The following is a 22,541-nucleotide window of genomic DNA, read 5'->3' as shown; positions in this document are numbered from 1 at the left end:
CCTCAGACAGCGAGATCACCACGGCAGAAGGTCCAGGATGCGACACCCGAAAATGGTAGCAACTTACCCTCTGAATTTGCGGCGCATCACACTAGTGCTGTGACCGGAAACCTTTGCCGGTCTCGCGTGTAGCCGCCGGCGTCGGTTGGATGCGTCGTACACGTCCGGCTGGCGCGAGGAGGCGCGGCGGGAGAACCGGTCGGAGTACGAAGACTGATGAACGCCGAAGGTCAGAAGTTGCAGCAGATCCTGCGCCGGGGCAGCACCAGTTCGGTCCGGTATCGGCGAGTGATGATCCTGCCGGCCTCAGCCGGGGGTAACACCGTCCCGGTGATCGCGCGCCTGGTGGCCGCTGATGAGGACATCGTCCGCGATGTGATTCACCGGTTCAATGAGATGGGGCTGGCCTGCCTGGACCATCGGTGGGCGGGAGGCCGTCCCCGCCTGCTGAGTGACGACGAGGAAGTCCTCGTCATCCAGATGGCCACCACCCCGACGCCCTGTCCGCCCAGCGCCGTGAACGCGCCCGCGTCCGCTGGGGCGGCCGACCACTGTCAGCTGCCGCCTGACCACCTAAACCGGCCGACGTTTCCGGTCACGACACTAGGTCCACCTCGTCTTGCCCGGAGCACCGAACCATGTCAACCGCGACCACTGTCCCCTGCAACACCGGCGTACCCGATTGCGGCCTTGCCCTCAAGGAACTCTCAGAAGTCGACACGGTGGAGGACGCATACGGCCTTGTCATCGGTGACCGCTCATAATCGATCTTGACTTCGGATGTGCCTTTCTGGCTTGATCAAGAGGTTTGGGCTCATCCTGACCTCTTACGAGCGGAGCTTCACGTGCGCTTCTTACCCGCGAAACCTCGTAGACCCGCTCTACCATGGACGGGCGCGCTAGCCGGCGTCCTAACCCTGACGGCCGGCCTCCTCATCGCCCCAGTCCCCGCAGCCTCGGCCGAGGACTCCGTGACCGATCTCGGCGCCTTCTCCTACCTCACCGACCTGGTCGTCGGAGGCAACAAGGTCGCCGTTTCGATCGACGATCGCATCGTCATCGCGGACACCACCGGCGAGGTCGAGGGCACCGTCACCGGCCTGTCCGGCGCGCACGGCCTGGCCATGACACCCAACGGTACCCGCCTGTACGCCGCGCTGACGGGCTCGGGAGAGGTGGCCGAGATCGACACCTCCACGCTGGAGGTCACCCGGCGCATCGACCTCACCGCCTACGGATGCCCATCTAGCTTGGCGCTCACCGGAGAACGGTTGTGGGTCGGTTATGGCGGCTGCGGCGGTACGTCCGGCGCTCTCCGTCTCGATCTGTCGGTAACGACGCCGGAGCCGGCACCGTTCGAGGTTCCTCTGAAGTCGGGCCCGTACCTCGCGGCGGCGGGGAACACGCTGGTGGTCGGCGAAGGGGGCGGCAGTCCGGCTGACCTGTTCGTCTACGACGTAAGCGGTGCCGCTCCCGTCTTCCGCGGTGAGATCGACGGGCACACCTACGTCCACGGGCGGTTGAACGATGTCGCCGTCACCCCGGACGGCTCGCACGTGATCTCGGCGTTCATGCTTCCGGACGCCTTCGAGATGTGGGACGCCATGACCTTGGCCCGGGTGCACAGTTACGAAAAAGGTCCCGAGGCTGAGGGATACCCGGCAACCGTCGCTGTCAGCCCGGACGGCGCCTACGTCGCGGGCGGGCGCAATCAGTTCTCCGTCGGTGAGATGGCGCTGTACAACACGGCCTCGGGTGCGGAGATCTATGCTGCCAGCCCCCCGGAAGGTGAGATAGTCGACGGGAGCGCCGTCTTCTCCGGCCGCGATGTCTTCAGCCTGCTGAAGACGGATTCGGACCACCTCCACCTGTGGCGGCTCCAAGACGTGAACCTGCCGGCCTCCACATTGACGCTGGCGGTCGGGCCCGGCGCGACCGCACAGCAACCGCTCACCCTGGCGGGACGGCTGGCATTCGACGACGGAACCGTACCGGGCGCGCAACCACTGACCGTGACCCGCACTCTGCCCGATGGAACCAGCACGGAACTACCCAGCGTGACCACCGCGGCGGACGGAACCTTCACCGTCACCGACACGCCACCGATCGGCGGAAAGTACACCTACACCGTGCTCTGGAAAGGCGACGAGAGCCACCGCTGGAGCAGGGCCTCCCTGACCACAGCGGTCAGATACGCGACCACGCTCACGCTGACCGGGCCCACGAGCGCGGTCGCCGGTACGAGGCTCGTGTTCAGCGGCCAGGTTCAGGTGGCGGGCGCCACCGCGCCGCGCAGCGGCTGGCTCACCGTCAGGCGCACCCGCAGCGGCGATGACGGTGAAACCGTGCAGTGGCCGGTAGGGATCGACACCCGTGCGTCGTACAGGTTCGCCGACATACCGAATGCGGGCGAGTACACCTACACCGCGCACTGGGCTGGCGACGACCGGATCGGACCGGCGCAGGCCAGCCACGTCGTCACGGTCCTCGAACCGACCGAGTGACCAGTGGCGCCGCCCGCCCCCCCCACCGCCGGGCAGCGCTCAGCCAGACATAGCGTCGGAACGCAGTATCCCAACGACCGGTGGCGGTAGCGAGGCGAACACCGCTACCGCCACCGGTCGTTCTTTTGTCGATCAACCCCAGCCTCACCATGAGCTGCCTATGCCGACGGCTCGAACCTGCGGGTGCGCTCCACCCGCCACCCCACCCTTCTGGCCGCCCAATACAGTGAACGCCCCGCGTCCGCAGCGAAAAGGGCATCCGCTTCGGCGGACGCACTCTTCCGCCCGCCGCGTGATCCTCAACCCGGCGAACGTTTACGGTCACAGCACTAGCCGTTCCCTCCGGTGAAACCGAGGCCGAGGGCGCGGTAACGGGCCAGCCGGGCGGCGAGGCGGTCCTCGGGCTCCTGGGCGAGCAGCCCGGCGATCTCGTACTCCAGCACGCGCGAGACTCGGCGGCAGAACGCCTCCGGCTCGTAGGCGGCGTCCGGCGACTCCGGGATGATCCGGTCGACGAGACCGTCCCTTCGCAGGTCGGTGGAGATCACCCCCTGGGCGGCGGCGATCTCCGGGGCGAAGTCGACGCTCCGGTACAGCAGCGCCGAGGCGCCCTCCGGGGAGAGCGGCGAGAGCCAGCCGTGCTGGGCGCAGAGCACCCGGTCGGCGGCGAGCAGCGCCAGGGCGGCACCGCCCGCGCCCTCCCCCAGCAGCAGGCAGACCGTGGGCGCGTCGAGCATCACCAGGTCGGCCACGGAGCGGGCGATCTCGGCGGCCAGGCCGCCCTCCTCGGCCGCCTTGGAGAGCGCGGCCCCGGCGGTGTCGATCACGGTGACCAGCGGCAGTCCCAGCTCGGAGGCGAGCCGCATGCCGCGCCTGGCCACCCGCAGCCCGGCCGGGCCGAGGGGGGCGTCGATCCGCTGGCGCCTGCGGTCCTGGCCGAGCACGATCGCCGGAGCCCGGCCGAACCGGGCCAGCGCGAGGATCAGTCCCGGGTCGTTCTCGCCCACACCGGTGCCGTTGAGCGGGGTCACCTCGCGGGCGCCGAGCTTGAGCAGCGCCCGTACGCCGGGGCGGTCGTCGCGCCGGGAGCGGCCGATCGCGTCCCACGCCTGGATCGGCGGGATCGGCCCGCCGGGCTCGGGCCCCGGCTCCAGTCCCCGGCGGGGGGCACAGAGCACGGCGAGCGCCCGTACGGCGACCCTCCGGGCGTCCTCGGCCGACACGACCGCGTCGACCAGCCCGTGCGCGAAGAGGTTCTCCGAGACCTGGACGCCCTCGGGGAAGGGGTAACCGTGCAGCGACTCGAACACCCTCGGGCCGAGGAAGCCGATCAGCGCGCCCGGCTCGGCCGCGGTGACGTGCCCGAGCGAGCCCCAGGAGGCGAAGACGCCGCCGGTGGTCGGATGACGCAGGTAGACCACGTACGGCAGGCCCGCGGCGCGGTGCGCGGCCACCGCGGCGGTGATCTTCACCATCTGCACGAAGGCCATCGCCCCCTCCTGCATCCGGGTCCCCCCGGAGGCGGGCGCGGCCAGCAGCGGGAGCCGCTCGGCGGTGGCGCGCTCGATCGCGGCGGTGAGCCGCTCGGCCGCGGCCACCCCGATCGAACCGGCCAGGAAGGAGAACTCGCACGCGACCACCGCCACCCGGCGGCCGTCGAGCAGCCCCTCCCCCGAGATCACCGACTCGTCGTACCCCGTCCTGGCCCGGGTCGTGGCCAGCTCCCTGGCGTAGTCCGACCCGGGGGGCGCCGGGTCGGCGGGCGGGGTGTCCCACGACGACCACGTACCCGGGTCGAGGAAGGTGTCGATCAGCGTGCGCGCGTCGGGCCGCGCCGGGGTCATGCCCGCGCTCCCCGCGGGGACGCGGCGGGACGCGTGCGCGACGATGCCCGGGGACGGTGCCCGGGGGTCCGCGGTCGCCTCATCGCTCGCGCTCCTCCAGCCACGCGAGGACCTCGTCACCGTGCTCGCCGAGCGCGGGCGGGGCGGTGTGGCGCACGGGCGGGTCGCCGTCGAAGCGCAGCGGCGGACCGGGCAGCTCGATGACGCCGAGCACGGGGTGGTCCACCTCGACGACCAGGCCCTGCGAGCGGGTCTGGTCCCAGGCGTAGACCTCGTCGATGGACCTGATGGCCCCGGCGGGCACCCCGGCCTCGCCGAGCGCGGCCAGCCAGTGCGCCCTGTCGTGCGCGGCGAGCGCCTTCTCCATGTCGGCGATCAGCTCGTCCCGATGCGCGAATCGTTCCCTGTTGACCGCATATTTCGGGATGTCGGGGTCGATGTCCAGCAGGGCGGCGACCTTGCGCCACTGCGCGTCGTTGGCCGCCGCGATCTGGATCATGCCGTCCGCGCAGCGGAAGGCCCCGTACGGGGCGATGGAGGCGTGGTGGTTGCCGCCCGCCCCGGGCACCTTGCCGCCGACCGTCCAGGCCGTGCCGTGGTAGGAGTGCACCCCGGTCACCGCGGCCAGCAGCGAGGTCCGCACCACCTTGCCCCGCCCGGTCCGCTCACGCTCGTAGAGCGCGGCGACCACCCCGTACGCGCCGTGGATGCCGCCGAGCAGGTCCGCGATCGAGGCGCCCACCCGGTACGGCTCGTCGGGCGAGGGGCCGGTGAGGCTCATCAGCCCGGCCTCGCCCTGCGCGATCTGGTCGTAGCCGGGCCTGCCGCCCTCGGGGCCGTCGTGGCCGAAGCCGGTGATCGACAGGATGACCAGGCGGGGGTTGAGCTCGTGCAGCCGCTCCATGGAGAAGCCCAGCCGGTCCAGGACGCCGGTGCGGAAGTTCTCCACCAGGACGTCGCTCTGCCGTACCAGGCGCTCGATGAGCGTCCTGCCCTCGGCGGACTTGAGGTCGACGGCGATCGACCGCTTGTTGCGGTTGGCCGCCAGGAAGTAGGTGGAGATGTCGCCGTCGGGGCCCACGAACGGGGGGCCCCAGCCTCGCGACTCGTCCCCTCCCCCGGGATGCTCCACCTTGATCACCCGGGCTCCCAGGTCGCCGAGCATCTGCGCGGCGTGCGGGCCCGCGAGCGCGCGGGAGAGGTCGAGGACGACGATGTCGCCGAGTGCTCCCTGCAAGATCAACCTCCGGTACGTGGTTGCCGGGCCCGGCCGGAAGGAATCCACCGTTCCCCGGCCGCCTGTCATGAGACCACCCGGCACGGTGCCCGGACGCGGGAACCCCATGATCCCTCATGACACCACCCCGTGGGCGCCCGGGGGTGAGATCAGGATTTTTCACCCCGGCCGGCCACGGGACCACGGCGTACGGACGCAGGGAATCTGACTCGGAAACCTGACACGGGGCCGCATGCGGGGGGACGCGGGGCCGCACACGGGGCACCGCGAGGACGACGTGAGGACGACGTGAGGGCACACGGAGGCTCACGGGTCGCGTGCCGGGAAGACGCGGGGACGCGGAAAATACCGGGGAGACACGAGGACCCGGGAAGACACGGGAACGCGGGGATGCGGGAAGACACGAGGGTCGCGGCGGGACGCGGGGGCGCGCATCCGAGGACATGCGGGAAGACGCGGGGCCGCGCCCGGGGACACGCGGGGAGACGCAAAGCAGGCCGGGGCCCGCACCATGAAGGTGCGGACCCCGGCCCGTGATCGTGCGTGCTGCTACGTCAGGCGGGAACGATGTTCTCGGCCTGCGGGCCCTTCTGGCCCTGCGTGACGTCGAAGGAGACCTTCTGGCCTTCCTGGAGCTCACGGTAGCCCTGCGCCGCGATGTTGGAGTAGTGAGCGAAGACGTCGGCGCCGCCGCCGTCCTGCTCGATGAAGCCGAAGCCCTTTTCAGCGTTGAACCACTTCACAGTTCCCGTTGCCATCTCGATCTCCTTCGATAGGTGGCAAAATCAGAACCCGCACCTCGCGAATCCTGCGTCGCCGCGATGAGCCCATCCGGAGATGACCGGGAAAACAAAATGCACCTGAAGGGTTATCCGTCAGGTGCACACAAAGTTTCATGGGTACCACAACCGCAACTGAGTTCAGCGTAGCACCTTCGCGCACCGATCGCACAACGGCGGGGCCGGCCACCCCCCTGGACGTTTCCGGAGACCCGGCCGGGACGGGGCCCGGAGACTCCTCGATGACCTCCCGCGGACGGCCGCACCGACCCGCACCGACCCGCACCGACCCGCGACGGCTTGCACCTGCCCGCGACGGCCCGCGACGGCGTCGGCGGGCCTGCGCGGGGCGGCGACCCCGGCCGGCTCCCCCGGGATCACGACGCGCCGCACGGGCCGGGGTTACGGCAGTATCAATCGTGACCACCGGAAACAGGCTGGTGAGGGCCATCCTTCAGCCTTCCATCACGGATCATCGGCAATAGACTGGGCCGGTGCGTGACGAAAGCGGATCGTCCTGCCGGGTCTGCCGGGCCCCGCTGCCCGCAGCGACGCGCGGACGGCCCCCGGTCTACTGCTCCCGTGCCTGCCAGGCACGGGCCTACCGGCGGCGGAAGAACCCGCCCCCCGCGGCCGAGCCCGACCCACCGGCCGGGCGGCCGTCCAGGCGCCTGGAGATCGTCGAGGCGCTCTGGCGCATCGCCGCCGAGCGCGGCCTGGAGGCGGCGAGCATGCGGGAGATCGCCGCCGAGGCCGGGGTCTCCCTGCGCGTGGTGCAGTACCACTTCGACGGCAAGCACCAGCTGCTCGTCACCGCGCTCCGGCTGCTGCACCGGGACGGTGAGCGCCGTGCCCGGGCGCGGATCGAGGCCGTGCCCGACCCCTCCGACCTCCGGGCCCTGCTGTGGGTGATCCTGACGGAGTTCCTGCCGCTGGACGACCGGAGCCGGACGACCCTGCGGGTGCTCCTCGCGTACTACGTCCGCAGCCTCACCGACCCCGCGCTGGCCGCGGTCTTCCTGCACGGTGGCCAGCCCCTCGAGGACCTCGTCGCCGGCATCGTCGGGCGGGCGCAGCGGGAGGGGAAGGCCGCGCCGGGGCTCGACCCGCGCCACGAGGCCGACCTCCTGGTGGGCGGGGTCTCCGGGCTGGGCATGGACGTGCTCCACGGGCGGCGTACCGTGGCCGAGGTCCGCCGTACCGTCGACTACCACCTGGACCGGATCTTCACCGTCCCGGCCGCGTCCGGGGCGCCGGCGGAGACGTCACAGGAGGTCCACCTCGGCGTGCGGCAGTCCTCCCGACAGTGACGGGAAGCCCGGCCCCCGGTCGAAGAAGGGCCGGCCCGCCTCCGGGAGGGCGTCTGGTCCGCGGAGCCCGCGGAGCCCGCGGAGCTCGCGGAGCCCGGCGCGGCGGGCCTCGGTGGCCCCGGCGTCCACCCGGGGGTCGTCACCGGGCCCGGTCAGGACGACGCCGTAGTCGTCGCGGGCGCCCTCGGGCGACACCTTGCCGTCCCGGACGTCGGCGGCCACCAGGGCGGGATCCCGGTCCAGCGGGGATCCCCAGCCGCCCCCGCCCGTGGTACGGACCCGGATGACCTCTCCCGCGCGGACCGGTGAGTCGTCCACCAGCCCCTCCATCGGCCTGCCCTCGATCTCCACCACGAAGGGGCTTCCGGCCCGGCCGCCGTTGACGCCCCAGCAGGACAGAATCGAGCGGTCGGCGATGGACATGAACGAGGCGTCGCGGAGCATCCGCAGGTGCTTGTCGTACCCCAGGCCGCCCCGGTAGAGGCCCGGGCCTCCGGAGTCGCGGGCCAGGCCCAGCCGCTCCACCCGGAACGGCCAGCGGGACTCGGCGAACTCCACCGGGATGTTGCGCGAGTCGGGCACGACGTGGATGGTGTCCTCCCCGTCGGCGTACCACCGGCCGCCGGAACCGCCGCCGAGCACCTCGCGCATCAGGTATGGGGTGCCGTCCAGTCCCTCGCCGTACACGCCGGTGTAGCGGATCGTCTCCTGGTCGGCGGGCATCCGTCCGCCGGTCGCCTTGGCCAGCACCCCGGCCAGCACGCCCAGCAGGCGCAGGATCACGAACGTGCGGGCGTTGGTGGGCGCGGGGAAGACCGGGGTGAGCAGGGTGCCCTTGCCGGGGAAGCGCATCTCGATGAGCGGCACGACCCCCTCGTTGACGTCCAGCTCGGCCATCCGCTCGGGGGTGTCGGCCAGGTTGCGCAGGATCGGGGCCAGCCACTTCTTCAGGAACACCCCGTCGGCGTAGTCGCCCGCGTGGTTGATCGGGCCCTTGGCCTGCGGCGAGGTGCCGGTGAAGTCGATGACCAGCGGCGCCGGGGCCGAGTGGTCGACGGTGAGGGTCATCCGCTGGGTGTGCAGCCGGGGCGGGTCGACGCCGTCGTGCTCGGCGTAGTCCTCCCAGACGTGGGTGCCCTCGGGGATCTTGGCCAGCAGCTCCCTGCGGAACGTCTCGGTGGTGTTGGAGATGATCGCGTCGAAGCACGCCTCGACCGCCTCGCGCCCGTACCGGTCGAACAGCTCCGCCAGCCGGCGCGCGCCCATCAGGCAGGCCGAGCACTCGGCGTCCAGGTCGCCCGCGAGCGAGTCGGGCATCCGGGAGTTCCTGGTCATGATCGTGAGGGCCGCCCGGTTGGGCACGCCCCGGTCCCAGAGCTTGATGGGCGGGACCATCAGCCCTTCCTCGAACACGCTGCGCGCGTTGCTCGGCATGGAGCCGGGCACCGCCCCTCCGATGTCGTCGTGGTGGCCGAACGCCTGCACGAACGCGACCACCTCGCCGTCGTGGAAGACCGGCACGGTCACGCACAGGTCCGGCAGGTGCCCGATGCCGCCCTCGGACAGGTAGACGTCGTTGTGGAAGAACACGTCACCGGGGTTCATCTCGCCCACCGGGAAGTCCCTGACGATCGGCTGGACCAGCGCCGAGTAGGACCTGCCGGTCAGCTTGCGCAGCCGTACGTCGTGGATGCCGGCGCGGAAGTCGTGCGCGTCGCGGATCATGGGCGAGCGGGCGGTACGGGCGATGGCCGTCTCGACCTCCATCTCCACCGAGGCGAGCGTCCCCTCGACGATCTCGACCAGGACCGGGTCGGCCGTGGCTGTCACGCCCTCGGTGTCCTTCATCTGCGTGGTTCCCTTCTCGCCGTGCCGTGCCGTGCCGTGCCGTGCCGTGCCGGGCCGTCCGCACGACCTCGCCGTGCCGGGCCTGCCCGGTCTGCCGGGCCGTCTCACCGTGTCGCGCCGTCTCACCGTGCCGGGCCGGATCTCACCGTGCCGGGTCGGCCGCACGACGCACCTCCAGGTTCCCGAACGCATCGGTGGTCGCGGTGAAGCCGGGGTGCAGGGGCAGGGTGGAGCCGTACTCCTCGATGACCGCCGGTCCGGCGATCCGCACCCCGGCCGGCAGTCCGGAACGGCGATGGACCGGGGCCGGGCCCCACTCGTCGTAGAAGACCTCGCGGAAGGCCACCGGCTCGGGACGCCCCGAGCCGTCCGGCCTGCGGCCGAGGGTGGGACGGGTGATCGGGCCGATGCCCGAGACGCGGAGGTTGACCCATTCCACCCCGTGGCGGGGGTCGTCGCGGTAGCCGTACCCGTAGAGCTTGCGGTGCTCGGTGTGGAAGCGCTCCAGCACCTCGGCCCGCCATGCCTCGTCCAGCGGACCTGCCGGGGCGGGCACCCTGACCTCGTAGGCCTGGCCGTAGTAGCGCAGGTCGGCGCTGCGGGCGTAGACGTGCTCGGTGGCGGGGAAGCCCTCGCGGTCCAGGGCCGAGGCGGCCCGGCCCTCCAGCTCGCCGAAGATCTCCGCGGCGGTCTCCAGGGAGAGGTCGCGGGTGACGAAGGTGCGCACGTAGTCGTTCTTGACGTCCACGGTGAGCAGCCCGAACGCCGAGACGTTGCCCGGGTCCGGGGGGACGATCACCGACGGCAGGCCGAGGATGTCGATGAGCCTGCACACCAGCAGCGGCCCGGAGCCGCCGAAGGCGACCATGGGGAAGTCGCGCACGTCCAGGCCGCGCTTGACGGTGATCTGGCGGATGGCGTTCGACTGGTTGAACGCGCTGATCTCCAGCACGCCCGCGGCGGCCCGTTCGGGGGTCAGCCCGATCGTGGCGGCCAGCGCCTCGATCCCCTCGCGGGCGGCGTCGGCGTCGAGCGGGATCTCCCCGCCGAGCAGGTGCGGCGGGACGCGGCCGAGGAAGACGTGCGCGTCGGTGACGGTGACCTCGGTGCCGCCGCGGCCGTAGCAGAGCGGGCCGGGGTCGGCCCCCGCCGACCTGGGACCCACCTTCAGAGTGCCCTCGGGGGAGATCCACGCGACGGAGCCGCCCCCGGCGCCGACCGTGACGATGTCGATCATCGGGATCTTGCAGGGGTAGCGGCCGACGTTGCCCTCGGTGGTCAGCGACGGCTCCCCGTCGACGACCACGGCGACGTCGGTGGAGGTGCCGCCGCCGTCAAGGGTGATCACCGAGGGGTGCCCGGCGGTACCGGCGATCAGCGCGGCGCCGAGCGCGCCCGCGGCCGGCCCGGACAGCACGGTGGTGATCGGCTGATGCACGACCTCGGCGGCGGACAGCACGCCGCCGTTGCTCTTCATGATCGAGAAGGGCATGCCCCCGGGCCCTCGGGCGCGACCCCCCACGGCGTCCCCCGCGCCCTTCGCGTCCCCGGTGCCCCCGGTGTTCCCGGTGGCCTCGGGGTCCTCGGGGTTCCCGGCGCCGCCTCCGGGGGCGTCCGCGGCCCCCGCCCGCGGGGAGCGGCTCGCCGCCTCCAGGCGTTCGGCCAGGTTGGCGATGTAGCGGCGCATGGTCGGCTTGACCGCGGCGTCGACCAGCGTGGTGACCGACCGCTCGTACTCGCGGTACTCGCGCAGCACGTCGGAGGAGATCGAGATCACCGCGTCCGGATGCTCCTTCTCCAGGACCTCCCGCATGCGCTGCTCGTGGGCGGGGTTGGCGTAGGAGTGCAGGAAGCAGACGCCGATCGCGGTGATGCCCCGGTCGCGGAACCACCGGGCCGTCTCGGCGGCCTGCTCCTCGTCGAACGGCCGCACCTCGGCCCCGGTGTGGTCCAGCCGCCCGCCGACGGTCCTGACCCGGTGCACCGGGACGATACGGGGCGGCTTCACCCAGAAGTAGGAGTTGCCGTAACCGTCCGGCACACTCTGGCGGGCGATCTCCAGGATGAACTCGAAGCCCTCGGTGGTCACGAAGCCCAGGTCGGCGATGCGGTCCTCGAGGAGCTGGTTCGTGGCGACCGTGGTGCCGTGCACGACGGCCGACACGGCCGACAGGTCCGTCTCCCCTCCGGTCCCGGCCGCCTTCCGCAGGACCTTGCGCACCCCCTCCATGAACCCGTCGGCCGGGTTGGCGGGGGTGGAGGGGGTCTTGGTCGTGGTGATCTCACCGGTCTGCTCGTCCACCGCGACCACGTCGGTGAACGTGCCTCCGGTGTCGACCCCGATACGGACGCTGCGCATGCCCCCGTGTCTACCCAGTTCAGGCGATCCGGCAAATCGGCGGACCCTGCCGAAGCTTCGCCCGATCCTTGGCAGTGTTGACGGGAGGCATGCGCGGCGACAGGCGGCGGACGGGCCGCGCCGCGACAGGAACTCTTGACGGGATGAGGCTGCCCGCGTCGGGGGAGCATGATCGGTCGCTGGACGGAGTGTGAAGAAGGGCCGGCGGCTTCGGAAAGCCCCGACGAGAACCCGTCAGGGCTTTGTCGCTCTCTCGAGCGGTGTCCGCGAACCCGCTCTGCGGGACTGGGCGACCGCCCGGACGGATCGCCGGCAGCACCCGGAGTACTGCCGGCGATCCGCCCTGTGGGGGTCAGGCGGTGAACCGCACGCCGGCCAACCGCTCGGATTCCTCCCAGAGCTTGCGCGCGTCGTCCATGCTCCGCATCGTCGGCCACGGCTGCTTCAGCAGAACCGGCGGTCCGCCCATCGTGCGTTTCGGACCGTAGAACTGGTCCCCTCGCGACGCGGGGTCGGTCGCGGCCATCACCGCGGGGAGCGCGGCGCCGGCCACGGTCCCGGTGATGCCGAACCGCGACAGGACGCGGATCATGCGTCGCCCGCCCGTCTCCTTTTCCCTGCCCATGCCCGGCTGCGCGGCGAGCAGGTTGGTGGGCGAGACACCCGGGTGGGAGAAGTTGCTGGAGATGCCCCAGCCGGCGGCCCGGCTGCGGGCGTCGAGTTCGCGGGCGAACAGCGCCACCGCGATCTTGGACTGGCTGTAGGCCTTCATGACGTCGTAGCCGGTCTCCCAGTTGAGGTCGGCCCAGTTGATCTCACCGCTTCTGGCCGCGATGCTCGTCTGATGCGTGACCCGCGCTCCACCTGCCTTCAGCAGTGGCAGCAGGCCCAGGGTGAGCGCGAAGTGGCCGAGGTGGTTGGTGCCGAACTGCAGTTCGAACCCGTCCTTCGTCGTTTGGTGATTCGGGGGTGTCATCACGCCCGCGTTGTTCACGAGGATGTCGATCGCGCGATCTTCGCTGTTGAGCCGATCGGCCAGCGCGGCGACGGAGTCCAGCGACGACAGGTCGAGGGCTCGAGTCGTGACCGTCGCGCCCGGCACTTGCGAGCGGATGCGGGCCGCGGCACTCTCTCCCTTCGCAGGGGTGCGCACGGGCATGATCACCTCGGCGCCCGCCCGGGCGAGGCGGGCGGCGATCACCTGCCCGATTCCATCGCTCGCGCCCGTGACGACGGCGAGCTTGCCGGTCAAGTCGGGGATCGTCATGTCCGTTGTGCGCGCCATGTGGGTTCCTTGGTCAGGTGGCGATCAGCCACGGGTCGGCGTGTGAGAACCAGACTGCCGTCTTGTCGCCGGCGGATTCAGGGCTGCCTCATCCACTGATCGCCGATCCATGCCTGGTTCCCTGACCAGGAGGAAGCAGGGTGGTGAGGGGCGGACCGACAGGTCGTGGCTGTCGCGCCATCAGGAGAGTAGAAACGACACGAACCGAACACACGAGCATGGGCGAGGGGAACACGATGATCGATCGCGCAAGACTGGCGACGTTCCTCCGACGCAGACGGGAGTCACTGCAGCCGGAGGACGTCGGGCTGTCACGCGGACCACGAAGGAGGACCGACGGGCTGCGGCGTGAGGAGGTCGCCGCGCTCTGCCACATGTCGACCGACTACTACGCCCGTCTGGAACGAGGGACAGGGCCGCAACCGTCGGAGCAGATGATCGCGTCGATCGCGCAGGGTCTGCATCTGTCACTGGATGAACGCGATTACGTGTTCCGGCTGTCCGGCCACAACCCGCCCTCCCGCGGAGCGACCAGCGATCACGTCGGTCCGGGTCTCCTGCGCATCCTCGACCGCCTCCACGACACGCCGGCCGAGATCGTCACCGAGCTCGGCGAGACCCTCCGGCAGACCAGAACGGCGATCGCGCTCACCGGTGACGCCACGCGGTTCACCGGCCCGGAACGCAGCCTCGGGTACCGGTGGTTCACCGATCCCACGGCCGGAGCGGCGTATCCGCCCGAGGAGCGATTGTTCCTCTCTCGCGTTTACGCCGCCGGGCTGCGAGAGGTTGCCGCGCTGCGCGGTCCGGACTCGAAGGCGGAGCAGCTGGCCGCCTTGCTCCGCGAGCAGAGCGAAGAGTTCCGCGACCTCTGGGACAGTCACGAGGTGGGCATCCGCCCCACTCGGCTCAAGCGCTTCGCACATCCCGAGGTCGGGATGCTCGAACTCAACTGTCAGACACTCCTCGACCCGGACCAGTCCCATCGTCTCCTCGTCTACACGGCCGAGCCGGGCAGCGAGAGCCATGAGAAGTTGCAGCTGCTCGCGGTCATCGGCGCCCACGCCATACCCTGACCGAGCTTCGACGCGGGATCCGGAGAGGTTGACGCGGGGAGTGGGCCTGATCCGGTTCGACGGACATCCGAGATCAGGGGACCGTCCCCGGAAGGATGTCCATGACGGGGAGCATGGGGAAGAAGAAACCGCGTCCTCGTCGCTCGTTCACCCGCGCGTTCAGGACCGAGATCGTCGCGCCGTGCCGGCGTGGAGACCGCTCGGCCGGCCAGGTGGCGGCAGCCTCTGTGTCCACCGAACCGGGGCAACTCCAACGAGTCACTCTGTCAAGAGTTCTAACGGCGGCGGGGACCCATCGTGGTGTTGATCACCGCGTCGGCGTCGTGCGCGTGCACCTTCGCGGCCAGCCGGATGGCCATCTCGTTCGTACGGCGCAGCTCGGCCTCGACCCGGTCCTTGCCGGACTGGCCGACCTGGACGCCGAAGTAGGCGCCGATGATGGCTCCGGAGACCCCGACCAGCCCGGCGAACGGCGCGGCCGTGTCCCCGTTGCGGAACGCGATCACCACGAAGCCGACCAGGATGACCAGGAGCCCCATGACGACGACGTAGAACCCGTACCGCCAGCGCGCCGCCTCGGCCTGCGCGGCGACGGCCTCGTCCTCGGTCATCATCACCGCGAGCGCCGCGGGTATCTCCGTGGTCTCCGTCCCGGAGGGGCCCGGGATCACGGTGGCCGGGGTCTTGCCGACGGGCGGGGCGGAGTTGTTGGTGGTCGTCACAGGTTCTCCCACTTTTCGATAGGCCAAAAGGAATCTCCCACGCTTTTCATCGTCACGCCAAGTCGGGCCGCACCCGCCAAGAGCCTCCCCAGCAGGGCATCATCCGCCCGAAGGGCCGCATATGCCCCCCGGTCTCCTCGGGTAACGTCCCGCCCGTTCGCGGGTGCCCCCGGAAACGTCGAGATCACGATTCGGGACCGCGGTACCGGACCGCGGCCGGGGCGGGATAGAAGAATGTTCACCTCTTCCGTCCCCTCCCCGGAGGTCCCCCGTGACGACGTTCCCCCGACGCCTCGCGGCCTCGCTGCCGGTCGCCCTGCTCCTTCTCCTGGCCCTCCTCCCGGCGCCCGCACGGGCCGAGTCCGATCCGCTGGTCGCCGCCCGGTGGCAGGTCGCGTGGGACACCTACCGGTTCTACGAGTGCCTGACCGCCCCGCTCCCGGTGACCGGCCGGAGCCGCGCCGAACGCGACATCTCCATCGAGATCGACGCCCCGGTGCAGCACGTGTTCGACGTCTACTCCGACATCGAGAACCACCTCGGCATCCATCCGTTCCTGCGGCGGGTCATCACCCACCGGGACCGCACCGAGAACGGCGTCCGCCTCGTCGACTTCACCGCCGTCGAGGACGTCCCGGTGGCCGGGGTGCCCGTCACCTCCGAGACGCACGCCCAGCAGCGCCTCCACCGCGACGCGCTGTTCTACGAGACCGACACCTGGACCCTGCCGAACGTCGTCACGCACCAGAAGATCGTCTTCGAGGATCTGGGCCAGGGGCGGACCCGCGTCACCGAGCACCTCGTCTTCGAGGCGAGCGTCCTGCTCATCGACTTCACGGTGACGAACGGCGTCTCCTCCCACCAGCGGACGCAGGCCGGGCTGAAGGAGGCGATCGAGAGCGGCGAGCTCTGAACCGGCCGCCCACCGGGAGGGCGGGGTCCGCGACCGGGTACTAGGCTGGCCCCCCGTGACCGAACCGTCCGCCCTCTCCGCCGTTCCCGCCGTTTCACGGGACGGGGTGCTGCGCTTCTACTTCGGCCCGATGGACTGCGGCAAGTCCACGCTGGCCCTGCAGATGAACTACAACCACGGACGCCAGGGCAGACGCGGCCTGGTGCTGACCAAGCACGACCGCTCGGGCGGTCCCAAGATCACCAGCCGGATCGGCCTGGGCAGCGACGCCGTCGAGGTCGTCGACGACCTCGACCTGGTGGCCCTGGTACGGGCGCACGAGCCCATCGACTACGTCATCTGCGACGAGGCGTGCTTCTACACGGTCGACCAGATCGAGCAGCTCGCCGACCTCACCGACCACCACGGGGTCGACGTGTACGCCTTCGGGCTGGCCTCCGACTTCCGCTCGCAGATGTTCCCCGCGGCCCAGCGGCTGTTCGAGCTCGCCGACGAGATCAACCGTCTCCAGGTCGAGGTCCTGTGCTGGTGCGGGCGTCCGGGCCACCTGAACGCCCGGGTGGTCGGGGGGAGGATGGCCCGTACCGGCGAGCAGGTCGTCATCGGCGACACCGGCACGGACCAGATCCGCTACCAGGTCCTGTGCCGACGCCACCACCGCTCCGGCGATCTCGGCCTGCCGGTCGGCGCCTCCCCTCGGGTCTCCGACTCGGAGGAGGTCCCCGCCTCGTAGGCGACACCTCTCGGGGCCCGGTGTCTTCCAGGGACCGGCGGGATTCCGGGGAGCGTGGGACCACGGGCCGGAGCGTACGGGGCTCGGGAGCGCCCCCGGTTCAGTAGGGCATCGGCCGCCCCGACGGGGTCCGCAGATCCAGCGTGACCCGGGCGGGACGCCGTGAACGCTTGCGGATTCGGATCTGGCGCATCGTGAGGAACTCCTGTCGCGTGCTCCTGCGGGCCGGATCCGCCGGTCCCCGGCGTGTGCCGCCGTCCGTCCGGTGCCGCCGTTCCTCCGCTCGGTACCGGTGTCCTTGGGAGACCTTCCCCCGGTGACGTGGATTACCGGGGGCGGGTGGGGGCGGCCCTGTGACGAGGACCGCCCAGGGGACGCGATCGCCGTGCGGGACGGGGTTCCCGGGGGTGCCGGGCGGAGGGGAGATCTTTTAACACGGTCCGCGACCGGACGGTCGTCACCGTCGTCCGATCACCGCCGCCGGGCCGTCGCCGGGACGTCACCCGTCCCGGGTCACCGGGTGGTCGCGGTGGCCCGCGCGACGAAACGGACGAGGAGCGTGGCGAAGATCTCCCGTTCCTCGGCGGACCAGTCCTCGGTGAAGGTGTCGAACGCCTCGTCCTGCCAGCGGCGGGCGGCGGCCAGCAGCTCGCGGCCGGACGCGGTCAGCACGAGGTCGGCGTGGCGGGCGTCCCCCTCCAGGGTGCCGCGCCGCACCAGGCCCGCGGCCACCGCGTCGGCGACCATGCGGCTGGCCACGGAGCGGTCCACCCCGAGCGCCTCGGCGACGTCCCGCACCCCGACGCGCGCGACCCGATCGGACCGGCCGCTCCCCCCGGCCCGCTCCCCCTCGTCGCCCTGGCCGCTCTCGTCGGCCCGGCCCCTCTCGTCGGCCCGGCCGCTCTCGTCGGCCTGCCCGGCCCTGCCGCCCCCGCCGGTCGCGTCCACTCCCCCGGTGCCGGCGTCCCCTCCGACGTCCCCGGCGATGTCACCGATGTCACCGGTGCCGCCGATGATGTCGACGACCACGACGCGCGAGACGTGTCCGCTCTCGGCGCCGTTACCGGCGATCTGCTGGGGCCAGCGCCGCGACCAGTGGCGGATCAGCGCGAACAGCGCGGGCCCCGCCTTGCCGGGGGCAGGACTCCCGGACCGCGTCCGCCGATCATGAGGGTTCCGCATGGGCACAGCATCACACCCGCGTCTGACAGGTGCAAACGACACACGTACCGTGTCCCCGTGTCCCCGTGTCCCCGGTTCACTCGCCACGGATCCCCCCGGGACCCGCCCGGGACCCGCGGCTCAGGTCCCGAGCGCGTGCCCGACCGTCGAGTCCACGTGGTCCGGGATCTCGTCATGGCGATCGCCCGTGGACGGTGTCCCGGTGGGCTCGAACATCAGGACGGCGGCGCCGGACGGAGCGTACGGCCGGTGCTCCGTGCCTCGGGGGACGGCGAAGACCGCGCCCCGCGGGAGCAGGACCGTGCGCTCCCCGGCGGGTTCGCGCAGGGAGATGCGCAGCTCCCCGTCGAGGACGAGGAAGAACTCGTCGGTGTCGTCGTGGACGTGCCAGACGTGCTCGCCCTCGGCCTTGGCGATGCGGACGTCGTAGTCGTTGACGCGCGTGACGATGCGGGGGCTCCACAGTGCGTCGAAGGAGGCCAGGGCATCGCCGAGAAGGATCGGTTCGTTGCTCACGAGCCCATCCTTCGCCGTCCCGCCCGGTCGGCGTGAGTGCTATGAATCGCACATGGCGAAAGAATCCTCGCACCCGGGCCGCGCGGCGGACGTCCATCGGGTCGTCGTGATCGTGGACGAGAACTCGAACCCCTTCGAGCTCGGCTGCGCGACCGAGGTCTTCGGCCTCCGCAGGCCCGAGATCGGCCGTGATCTCTACGACTTCAGGCTCTGCTCCCCCGAGCCGAGCACCCTGATGCGGGACGGATTCTTCACGCTCACGGGGGTCGGCGATCTGGAGGCGGCCGACGCCGCGGACACCCTGATCGTCCCCAACCGCCCCGACGTCGAGGTGCCCCGCCGCGGGGCCGTGCTCGACGCCGTCAGACGGGCGCACGCGCGCGGTGCGCGCCTGGTCGGCTTCTGCAGCGGTGCCTTCACGCTCGCGGAGGCCGGGGTCCTCGACGGACGCCGCGCCACCGCGCACTGGCAGTGGGCGGCCGCCTTCCGGGCCCGCTTCCCCTCGGTCCGGCTCGAATCGGACGTGTTGTTCGTGGACGACGGTGACATTCTCACCGCGGCGGGGAGCGCTGCCGCCCTCGACCTCGGACTGCACCTCGTCCGCCGCGACCACGGGGCGGAGGTGGCCAACTCCGTGAGCCGGCGCCTGGTCTTCGCGGCGCACCGGGACGGTGGCCAGCGCCAGTTCGTGGAGCGCCCCGTACCCGACCTGCCGGACGAGTCCCTGGCCCCCGTCCTGGCCTGGGCCCAGGAACGGCTGGACTCGCCGCTCACGGTCTCCGGCCTCGCGGCGCGTGCGGCGATCAGCCCTGCGACGCTGCACCGCCGCTTCCGGGCACAGCTGGGCACGACGCCGTTGACGTGGCTCACCGGGGAACGGCTCGCCCTGGCATGCCGGTTGATCGAGCGGGGCGAGTCCCGCTTCGAGATGGTCGCGCGGCGCAGCGGTCTCGGCACCGCCGCGAACCTCCGCGCGCTGATGCGCCGTACGACCGGCATCACCCCGTCGGCCTACCGGCGCCGGTTCGGACCCGGGACGGGTGACGACGGGACGTCCTCCTCCGGCGGACCACCGCAACGCACCTGAGCCCGGTCGTCTCACCGTGGCGAAAAGCCAGGGAGCGAGGGAGCCGGGGAGCGAGGAGCTAGGGAGCGTCGGCGATCTCGGCGAGGCGCGCGGCCAGCTGCTCGGGCTCCCCGTCGATCAGCGCGGACACGCCCCTCCACCAGGCGAACCACTCACCGCTGCGCCACATCCAGTCGATCCGCTCGATGGCGGCGATGACGTCGCCCCGGGTCCGCCACGCCTCGCCCGCCTGCACGGCCGAGGCGCCGTGGCGCAGGGCCCAGGCGTGCAGGGCCGCGGCGGCCTCGTCGTCGACCGGCTGCTCGTAGGGGTCGGGACGCTCGTCGAGCCGGTGCGGTCCGAGCCCGGCCGCCACCCCCCAGCTCCACTGGGCCTCGGCGGGGCGGGAGTAGCGCAGGGAGTCGAAGTCCAGGTCGGAGCCGAGCCCGCCGTCCGGACGCTCCACGACCACCGCGTCGAGCCTGCCGCCCGCGTCGAAGGAGACCACGATCCGCGTGCCGGGGCGCGCGTCGGCGGGCAGCTCGACCCGGTCCTCGGCCTGCCAGGAGTTGAGGTCGGTGACGGCGGTCGCGCGTCCCCACGCCCGGTCGGCCGCGTCGTCGGCGATCCAGGCGGCGAGCATCTCCAGGACGGTCAGGTCGGTCCACGGGTCGACGGCGGTGGAGGTCTGGAGCACCTCGTCGGGCGCGGGCAGCTTGCCACCGCGCTCGCGCCGCCACCATCCCTCGCCGAGTTCGCGCGTGCCGACCAGGAGCGCGGCCAGCGCGGCGAGCTCGGTGGACCTGCGGGTGAGGGGGGCGCCACGGGCCAGCTCGACCGCGCGCGCGACGCGGTCGGCGCCCAGCGCCTCCCCCGCCTGACGCAGCAGCGGGGCCGCCTCCGGCCGCTCCTCGCCCAGCAGGTCCCGGATCAGTCGTCTGGCCTCGGCCCTTGCATCCTCCGCACGTGCCTCACGCATACCGACACCGTACGCCGGGAGATCCTTGGGCGCGAGCGCCACCGCGGGCGCGGCCCCACCCGGTGAGAAGACCCCGCCGCCGACGCGGCCCGGGACCGGCCCGGTGCTACCGCCTGCCGCCGGTACGGCCCAGCAGCCAGCCGATCACCGCGCTGCCGAGCGCGACGCCCGCGCCCATGCCGAACGCGGCCAGCAGCGACCACGGGGGTACCGCGGCCCTGGGCCGGTCGGCCGGGCGTTCGGCCGGGCGTTCGAAGACCTGCGCGGCCGGGACGGCGGTCCGGACGGACGGGGATCCCGGCTCGGCGGAGGTCCCGGACGGCGTGGCGTCCACCGGGGCCGGGCCGGTCCCGGCGGGGACGGGGACGGGGACGGGGGCCTGCTCGGTCACGAGGTGCCTCTCCACGGCCGAGAAGAAGTCCCCGGCCGTCTTCTTGGCGACGGAGCCGAGCATGCGCTGCCCGACACCGCCGATCATGCCCCCGATCACGGCCTCGGCGTCGTAGTCGATCCGGGTGCCGCCCTCGGCCTCGCTGAGACGGACCTCCACGGTGGCCTCCACGGTGCCCGGGGCGCCCTGGCCCCTGGCCCTGAGCACGAACCGCTCGGGGGGCCGTGGTTCGGAGAGGGCCACCTCCCCCTGGTAGACGCCCTTGATGGAGGCCACCCCGGCGGTGACGGTCATCTGGTAGGTGTCCGGCGCCGTCTCCTCCAGGCGCTCGCAACCGGGGATCGTGCGTACGAGCACGGCCGGGTCCTGGAGCGCTGACCACACGCGGTCTCTGTCGATGCCGAGCACGGCACTGCCTGCGAGCTTCACACCCAGCACCCTAGGCAATCGGCGGCCGGTCGGATAACAGCAACATCTGCCCGCCGGGCCACCCCGCCGTTGTCAGTGCCACCACCGGCCACCACCGGCCACCACCGGTCCCGCCGGTCACCGGCTTTCGATGCCGGGTCAGCCGGGGACGGGGGTGCTGCGGGCCCGCAGCGACTCTCCCACGTCGTACAGGTGGCGAAGCGCCTGCGCGTACGAGCTGATCACCCCGGACTCCAGGTAGTCCACGCCCAGCTCCTCGCAGTACGCCTTGACGATCGGCTGCGCGCGGCGCAGGTTGGGCATCGGCATGCTGGGGAACAGGTGGTGCTCGATCTGGTAGTTGAGCCCGCCGAGCACGACGTCCAGGACGTGGCCGCCCCGCACGTTGCGCGAGGTGAGCACCTGGCGCCGGAGGAAGTCGAGCTTGTCCTCGCCCCTGAACATCGGCATGCCCTTGTGGTTGGGCGCGAAGGTGCAGCCCAGGTAGACGCCGAAGACCGCCTGGTGCAGCAGCAGGAAGACGACGGCCTTGCCCGGCGAGAGCACCGCGAACAGCGCGCCCAGGTACAGGACGGCGTGCACGGCCAGGAGCGACGACTCCACGGCGCGGTGCCTGGTCCCCGGCCGCAGCAGCGCGCGGACGCTGGAGACGTGCAGGTTGAACCCTTCGAGGGTGAGCAGCGGGAAGAACAGGAACGCCTGCCACTTGCCCAGGAACCTGGGCAGCCCCTTGCTCTCGGCGGCCTGCTCGTGCGACCAGATCAGGAAGTCGGGGGCGACGTCGGGATCGTGGTCCTCGTGGTTGGGGTTGGCGTGGTGGCGGGTGTGCTTCTCCATCCACCAGCCGTAGCTCATGCCGATGGCGAGGTTCCCGGCCACCAGCCCGGCGATCTCGCTGGAGCGGCGGGAGCGGAAGACCTGGCGGTGGGCCAGGTCGTGGGCGACGAGCCCGATCTGGGCGAACACCACGGCGAGGAAGACGGCGACCAGCATCTGGTACCAGGAGTCCCCGAGGGCGAAGAAGGCCGCCCAGCCACCGACGAAGGCCGCCGTGACCAGGGTCAGCCGTACGGCGTAGTAGCCGGGACGGCGGTCCAGCAGCCCCGCCTGGGCGATCCGGCGGGACAGCCGGGCGAAATCGCTGCCTCGTTCACCGGTTCCGGGGACGACGGGAAGATCCGCGTCGTCGATCGCGGTTGAGTTGGTCACGCTTCTCCTCTGGTGGGCCGGATGGCTCGACATGATCGGATCAGCCGGCAGCGCCACGGGTCGGCGTCAGCCGAACAGGACGACCTTTCCAGGATCTCGCGGTCACCCTGCCGGCGGACCCCCGCTCTCACCCCGGCTCGTGGTAGTGCTGACCCTACC

General features: G+C 71.6%; 18 protein-coding genes and 1 pseudogene. 7 read left to right on the top strand and 12 right to left on the bottom strand.

Translation table 11 applies throughout. The annotated features are described in order from the left end of the window. Positions 1-216: 216 nt before the first annotated feature. Both ACIBCT_RS33315 and ACIBCT_RS33310 read left to right on the top strand, forming a co-directional pair. A pseudogene (locus ACIBCT_RS33315) lies at positions 217-492 on the top strand (transposase); the annotation flags it as partial. 479 nt (positions 493-971) lie between these two features. Further along, complete coding sequence (locus tag ACIBCT_RS33310) at positions 972-2,504, top strand: YncE family protein (RefSeq protein WP_399195466.1); 1,533 nt, start codon at positions 972-974, stop codon at positions 2,502-2,504. A gap of 329 nt (positions 2,505-2,833) precedes the next feature. Here the strand turns inward: ACIBCT_RS33310 and ACIBCT_RS33305 are convergent, their stop codons facing one another. The 3 genes from ACIBCT_RS33305 to ACIBCT_RS33295 form a co-directional block, all read right to left on the bottom strand. After that, positions 2,834-4,348, bottom strand: a complete 1,515-nt coding sequence (locus ACIBCT_RS33305) for a carboxyl transferase domain-containing protein (protein WP_399195464.1) — start codon at positions 4,346-4,348, stop codon at positions 2,834-2,836. Between the two features lie 79 nt (positions 4,349-4,427). Beyond that, positions 4,428-5,585 carry a CaiB/BaiF CoA transferase family protein gene (locus ACIBCT_RS33300; RefSeq protein WP_399195462.1) on the bottom strand — a complete coding sequence of 386 codons (1,158 nt, stop codon included), beginning with the start codon at positions 5,583-5,585 and terminating at the stop codon, positions 4,428-4,430. 554 nt (positions 5,586-6,139) lie between these two features. Continuing rightward, positions 6,140-6,343 (bottom strand): cold-shock protein, encoded by a 204-nt coding sequence (locus tag ACIBCT_RS33295; RefSeq protein WP_049562746.1) that lies wholly within the window; start codon positions 6,341-6,343, stop codon positions 6,140-6,142. 515 nt (positions 6,344-6,858) lie between these two features. Between ACIBCT_RS33295 and ACIBCT_RS33290 the strand changes: the two genes are divergently transcribed. Further along, on the top strand, positions 6,859-7,674 hold the full coding sequence (locus tag ACIBCT_RS33290) for a TetR/AcrR family transcriptional regulator (protein WP_399195459.1): 816 nt from the start codon (positions 6,859-6,861) through the stop codon (positions 7,672-7,674). On the opposite strand, the gene ACIBCT_RS33285 is transcribed toward ACIBCT_RS33290, so the two are convergent. From ACIBCT_RS33285 to ACIBCT_RS33275, 3 genes are all read right to left on the bottom strand, one after another. Beyond that, a complete protein-coding gene (locus tag ACIBCT_RS33285) occupies positions 7,630-9,522 on the bottom strand; it encodes a hydantoinase B/oxoprolinase family protein (RefSeq protein WP_399195457.1) in 1,893 nt (630 codons plus the stop codon). The two genes, ACIBCT_RS33290 and ACIBCT_RS33285, sit on opposite strands and share 45 nt — an antisense overlap. A 142-nt stretch (positions 9,523-9,664) precedes the next feature. Continuing rightward, positions 9,665-11,881 carry a hydantoinase/oxoprolinase family protein gene (locus ACIBCT_RS33280; RefSeq protein ID WP_399195456.1) on the bottom strand — a complete coding sequence of 739 codons (2,217 nt, stop codon included), beginning with the start codon at positions 11,879-11,881 and terminating at the stop codon, positions 9,665-9,667. Positions 11,882-12,233: 352 nt separating this feature from the next. Next, the gene (locus ACIBCT_RS33275) at positions 12,234-13,166 is read right to left on the bottom strand and encodes an SDR family oxidoreductase (protein WP_399195455.1); all 933 of its coding nucleotides are present in this window, start codon (positions 13,164-13,166) and stop codon (positions 12,234-12,236) included. Between the two features lie 236 nt (positions 13,167-13,402). On the opposite strand from ACIBCT_RS33275, the gene ACIBCT_RS33270 reads away from it, so the two are divergent. Next, a complete protein-coding gene (locus ACIBCT_RS33270; RefSeq protein ID WP_399195453.1) occupies positions 13,403-14,242 on the top strand; it encodes a helix-turn-helix transcriptional regulator in 840 nt (279 codons plus the stop codon). 275 nt (positions 14,243-14,517) lie between these two features. On the opposite strand, the gene ACIBCT_RS33265 is transcribed toward ACIBCT_RS33270, so the two are convergent. Then, positions 14,518-14,964, bottom strand: a complete 447-nt coding sequence (locus ACIBCT_RS33265) for a hypothetical protein (protein WP_399195451.1) — start codon at positions 14,962-14,964, stop codon at positions 14,518-14,520. Between the two features lie 271 nt (positions 14,965-15,235). Between ACIBCT_RS33265 and ACIBCT_RS33260 the strand changes: the two genes are divergently transcribed. Together ACIBCT_RS33260 and ACIBCT_RS33255 are read left to right on the top strand one after the other, a co-directional pair. Continuing rightward, the gene (locus tag ACIBCT_RS33260; RefSeq protein WP_399195449.1) at positions 15,236-15,877 is read left to right on the top strand and encodes an SRPBCC family protein; all 642 of its coding nucleotides are present in this window, start codon (positions 15,236-15,238) and stop codon (positions 15,875-15,877) included. 55 nt (positions 15,878-15,932) lie between these two features. Further along, positions 15,933-16,610 (top strand): thymidine kinase, encoded by a 678-nt coding sequence (locus tag ACIBCT_RS33255; RefSeq protein WP_399195447.1) that lies wholly within the window; start codon positions 15,933-15,935, stop codon positions 16,608-16,610. Positions 16,611-17,123: 513 nt separating this feature from the next. Here the strand turns inward: ACIBCT_RS33255 and ACIBCT_RS33250 are convergent. Beyond that, entirely contained in the window at positions 17,124-17,792 is a 669-nt protein-coding gene (locus ACIBCT_RS33250) for a MarR family winged helix-turn-helix transcriptional regulator (protein ID WP_399195445.1), read from the bottom strand. 120 nt (positions 17,793-17,912) lie between these two features. Beyond that, positions 17,913-18,308, bottom strand: coding sequence for a cupin domain-containing protein (locus ACIBCT_RS33245; protein ID WP_399195443.1), 396 nt, complete (start codon positions 18,306-18,308; stop codon positions 17,913-17,915). 52 nt (positions 18,309-18,360) lie between these two features. On the opposite strand from ACIBCT_RS33245, the gene ACIBCT_RS33240 reads away from it, so the two are divergent. Beyond that, entirely contained in the window at positions 18,361-19,395 is a 1,035-nt protein-coding gene (locus ACIBCT_RS33240; RefSeq protein ID WP_399195441.1) for a GlxA family transcriptional regulator, read from the top strand. A gap of 58 nt (positions 19,396-19,453) precedes the next feature. Here ACIBCT_RS33240 and ACIBCT_RS33235 read toward each other — a convergent pair whose 3' ends face one another. The 3 genes from ACIBCT_RS33235 to ACIBCT_RS33225 form a co-directional block, all read right to left on the bottom strand. Further along, positions 19,454-20,353, bottom strand: coding sequence for a hypothetical protein (locus ACIBCT_RS33235; protein WP_399195439.1), 900 nt, complete (start codon positions 20,351-20,353; stop codon positions 19,454-19,456). A gap of 106 nt (positions 20,354-20,459) precedes the next feature. Further along, entirely contained in the window at positions 20,460-21,173 is a 714-nt protein-coding gene (locus tag ACIBCT_RS33230) for a carbon monoxide dehydrogenase subunit G (protein ID WP_399195437.1), read from the bottom strand. A gap of 138 nt (positions 21,174-21,311) precedes the next feature. Further along, positions 21,312-22,382 (bottom strand): fatty acid desaturase family protein, encoded by a 1,071-nt coding sequence (locus tag ACIBCT_RS33225; RefSeq protein WP_399195435.1) that lies wholly within the window; start codon positions 22,380-22,382, stop codon positions 21,312-21,314. Positions 22,383-22,541: the final 159 nt, after the last annotated feature.

It is taken from the genome of Streptosporangium sp. NPDC050855 (assembly GCF_044456585.1).
Taxonomy (GTDB): Bacteria; Actinomycetota; Actinomycetes; order Streptosporangiales; family Streptosporangiaceae; genus Streptosporangium; species Streptosporangium longisporum.
Note: the sequence above shows the minus strand (reverse complement) of the source record. Positions and strands in the feature narration are given on the sequence as shown.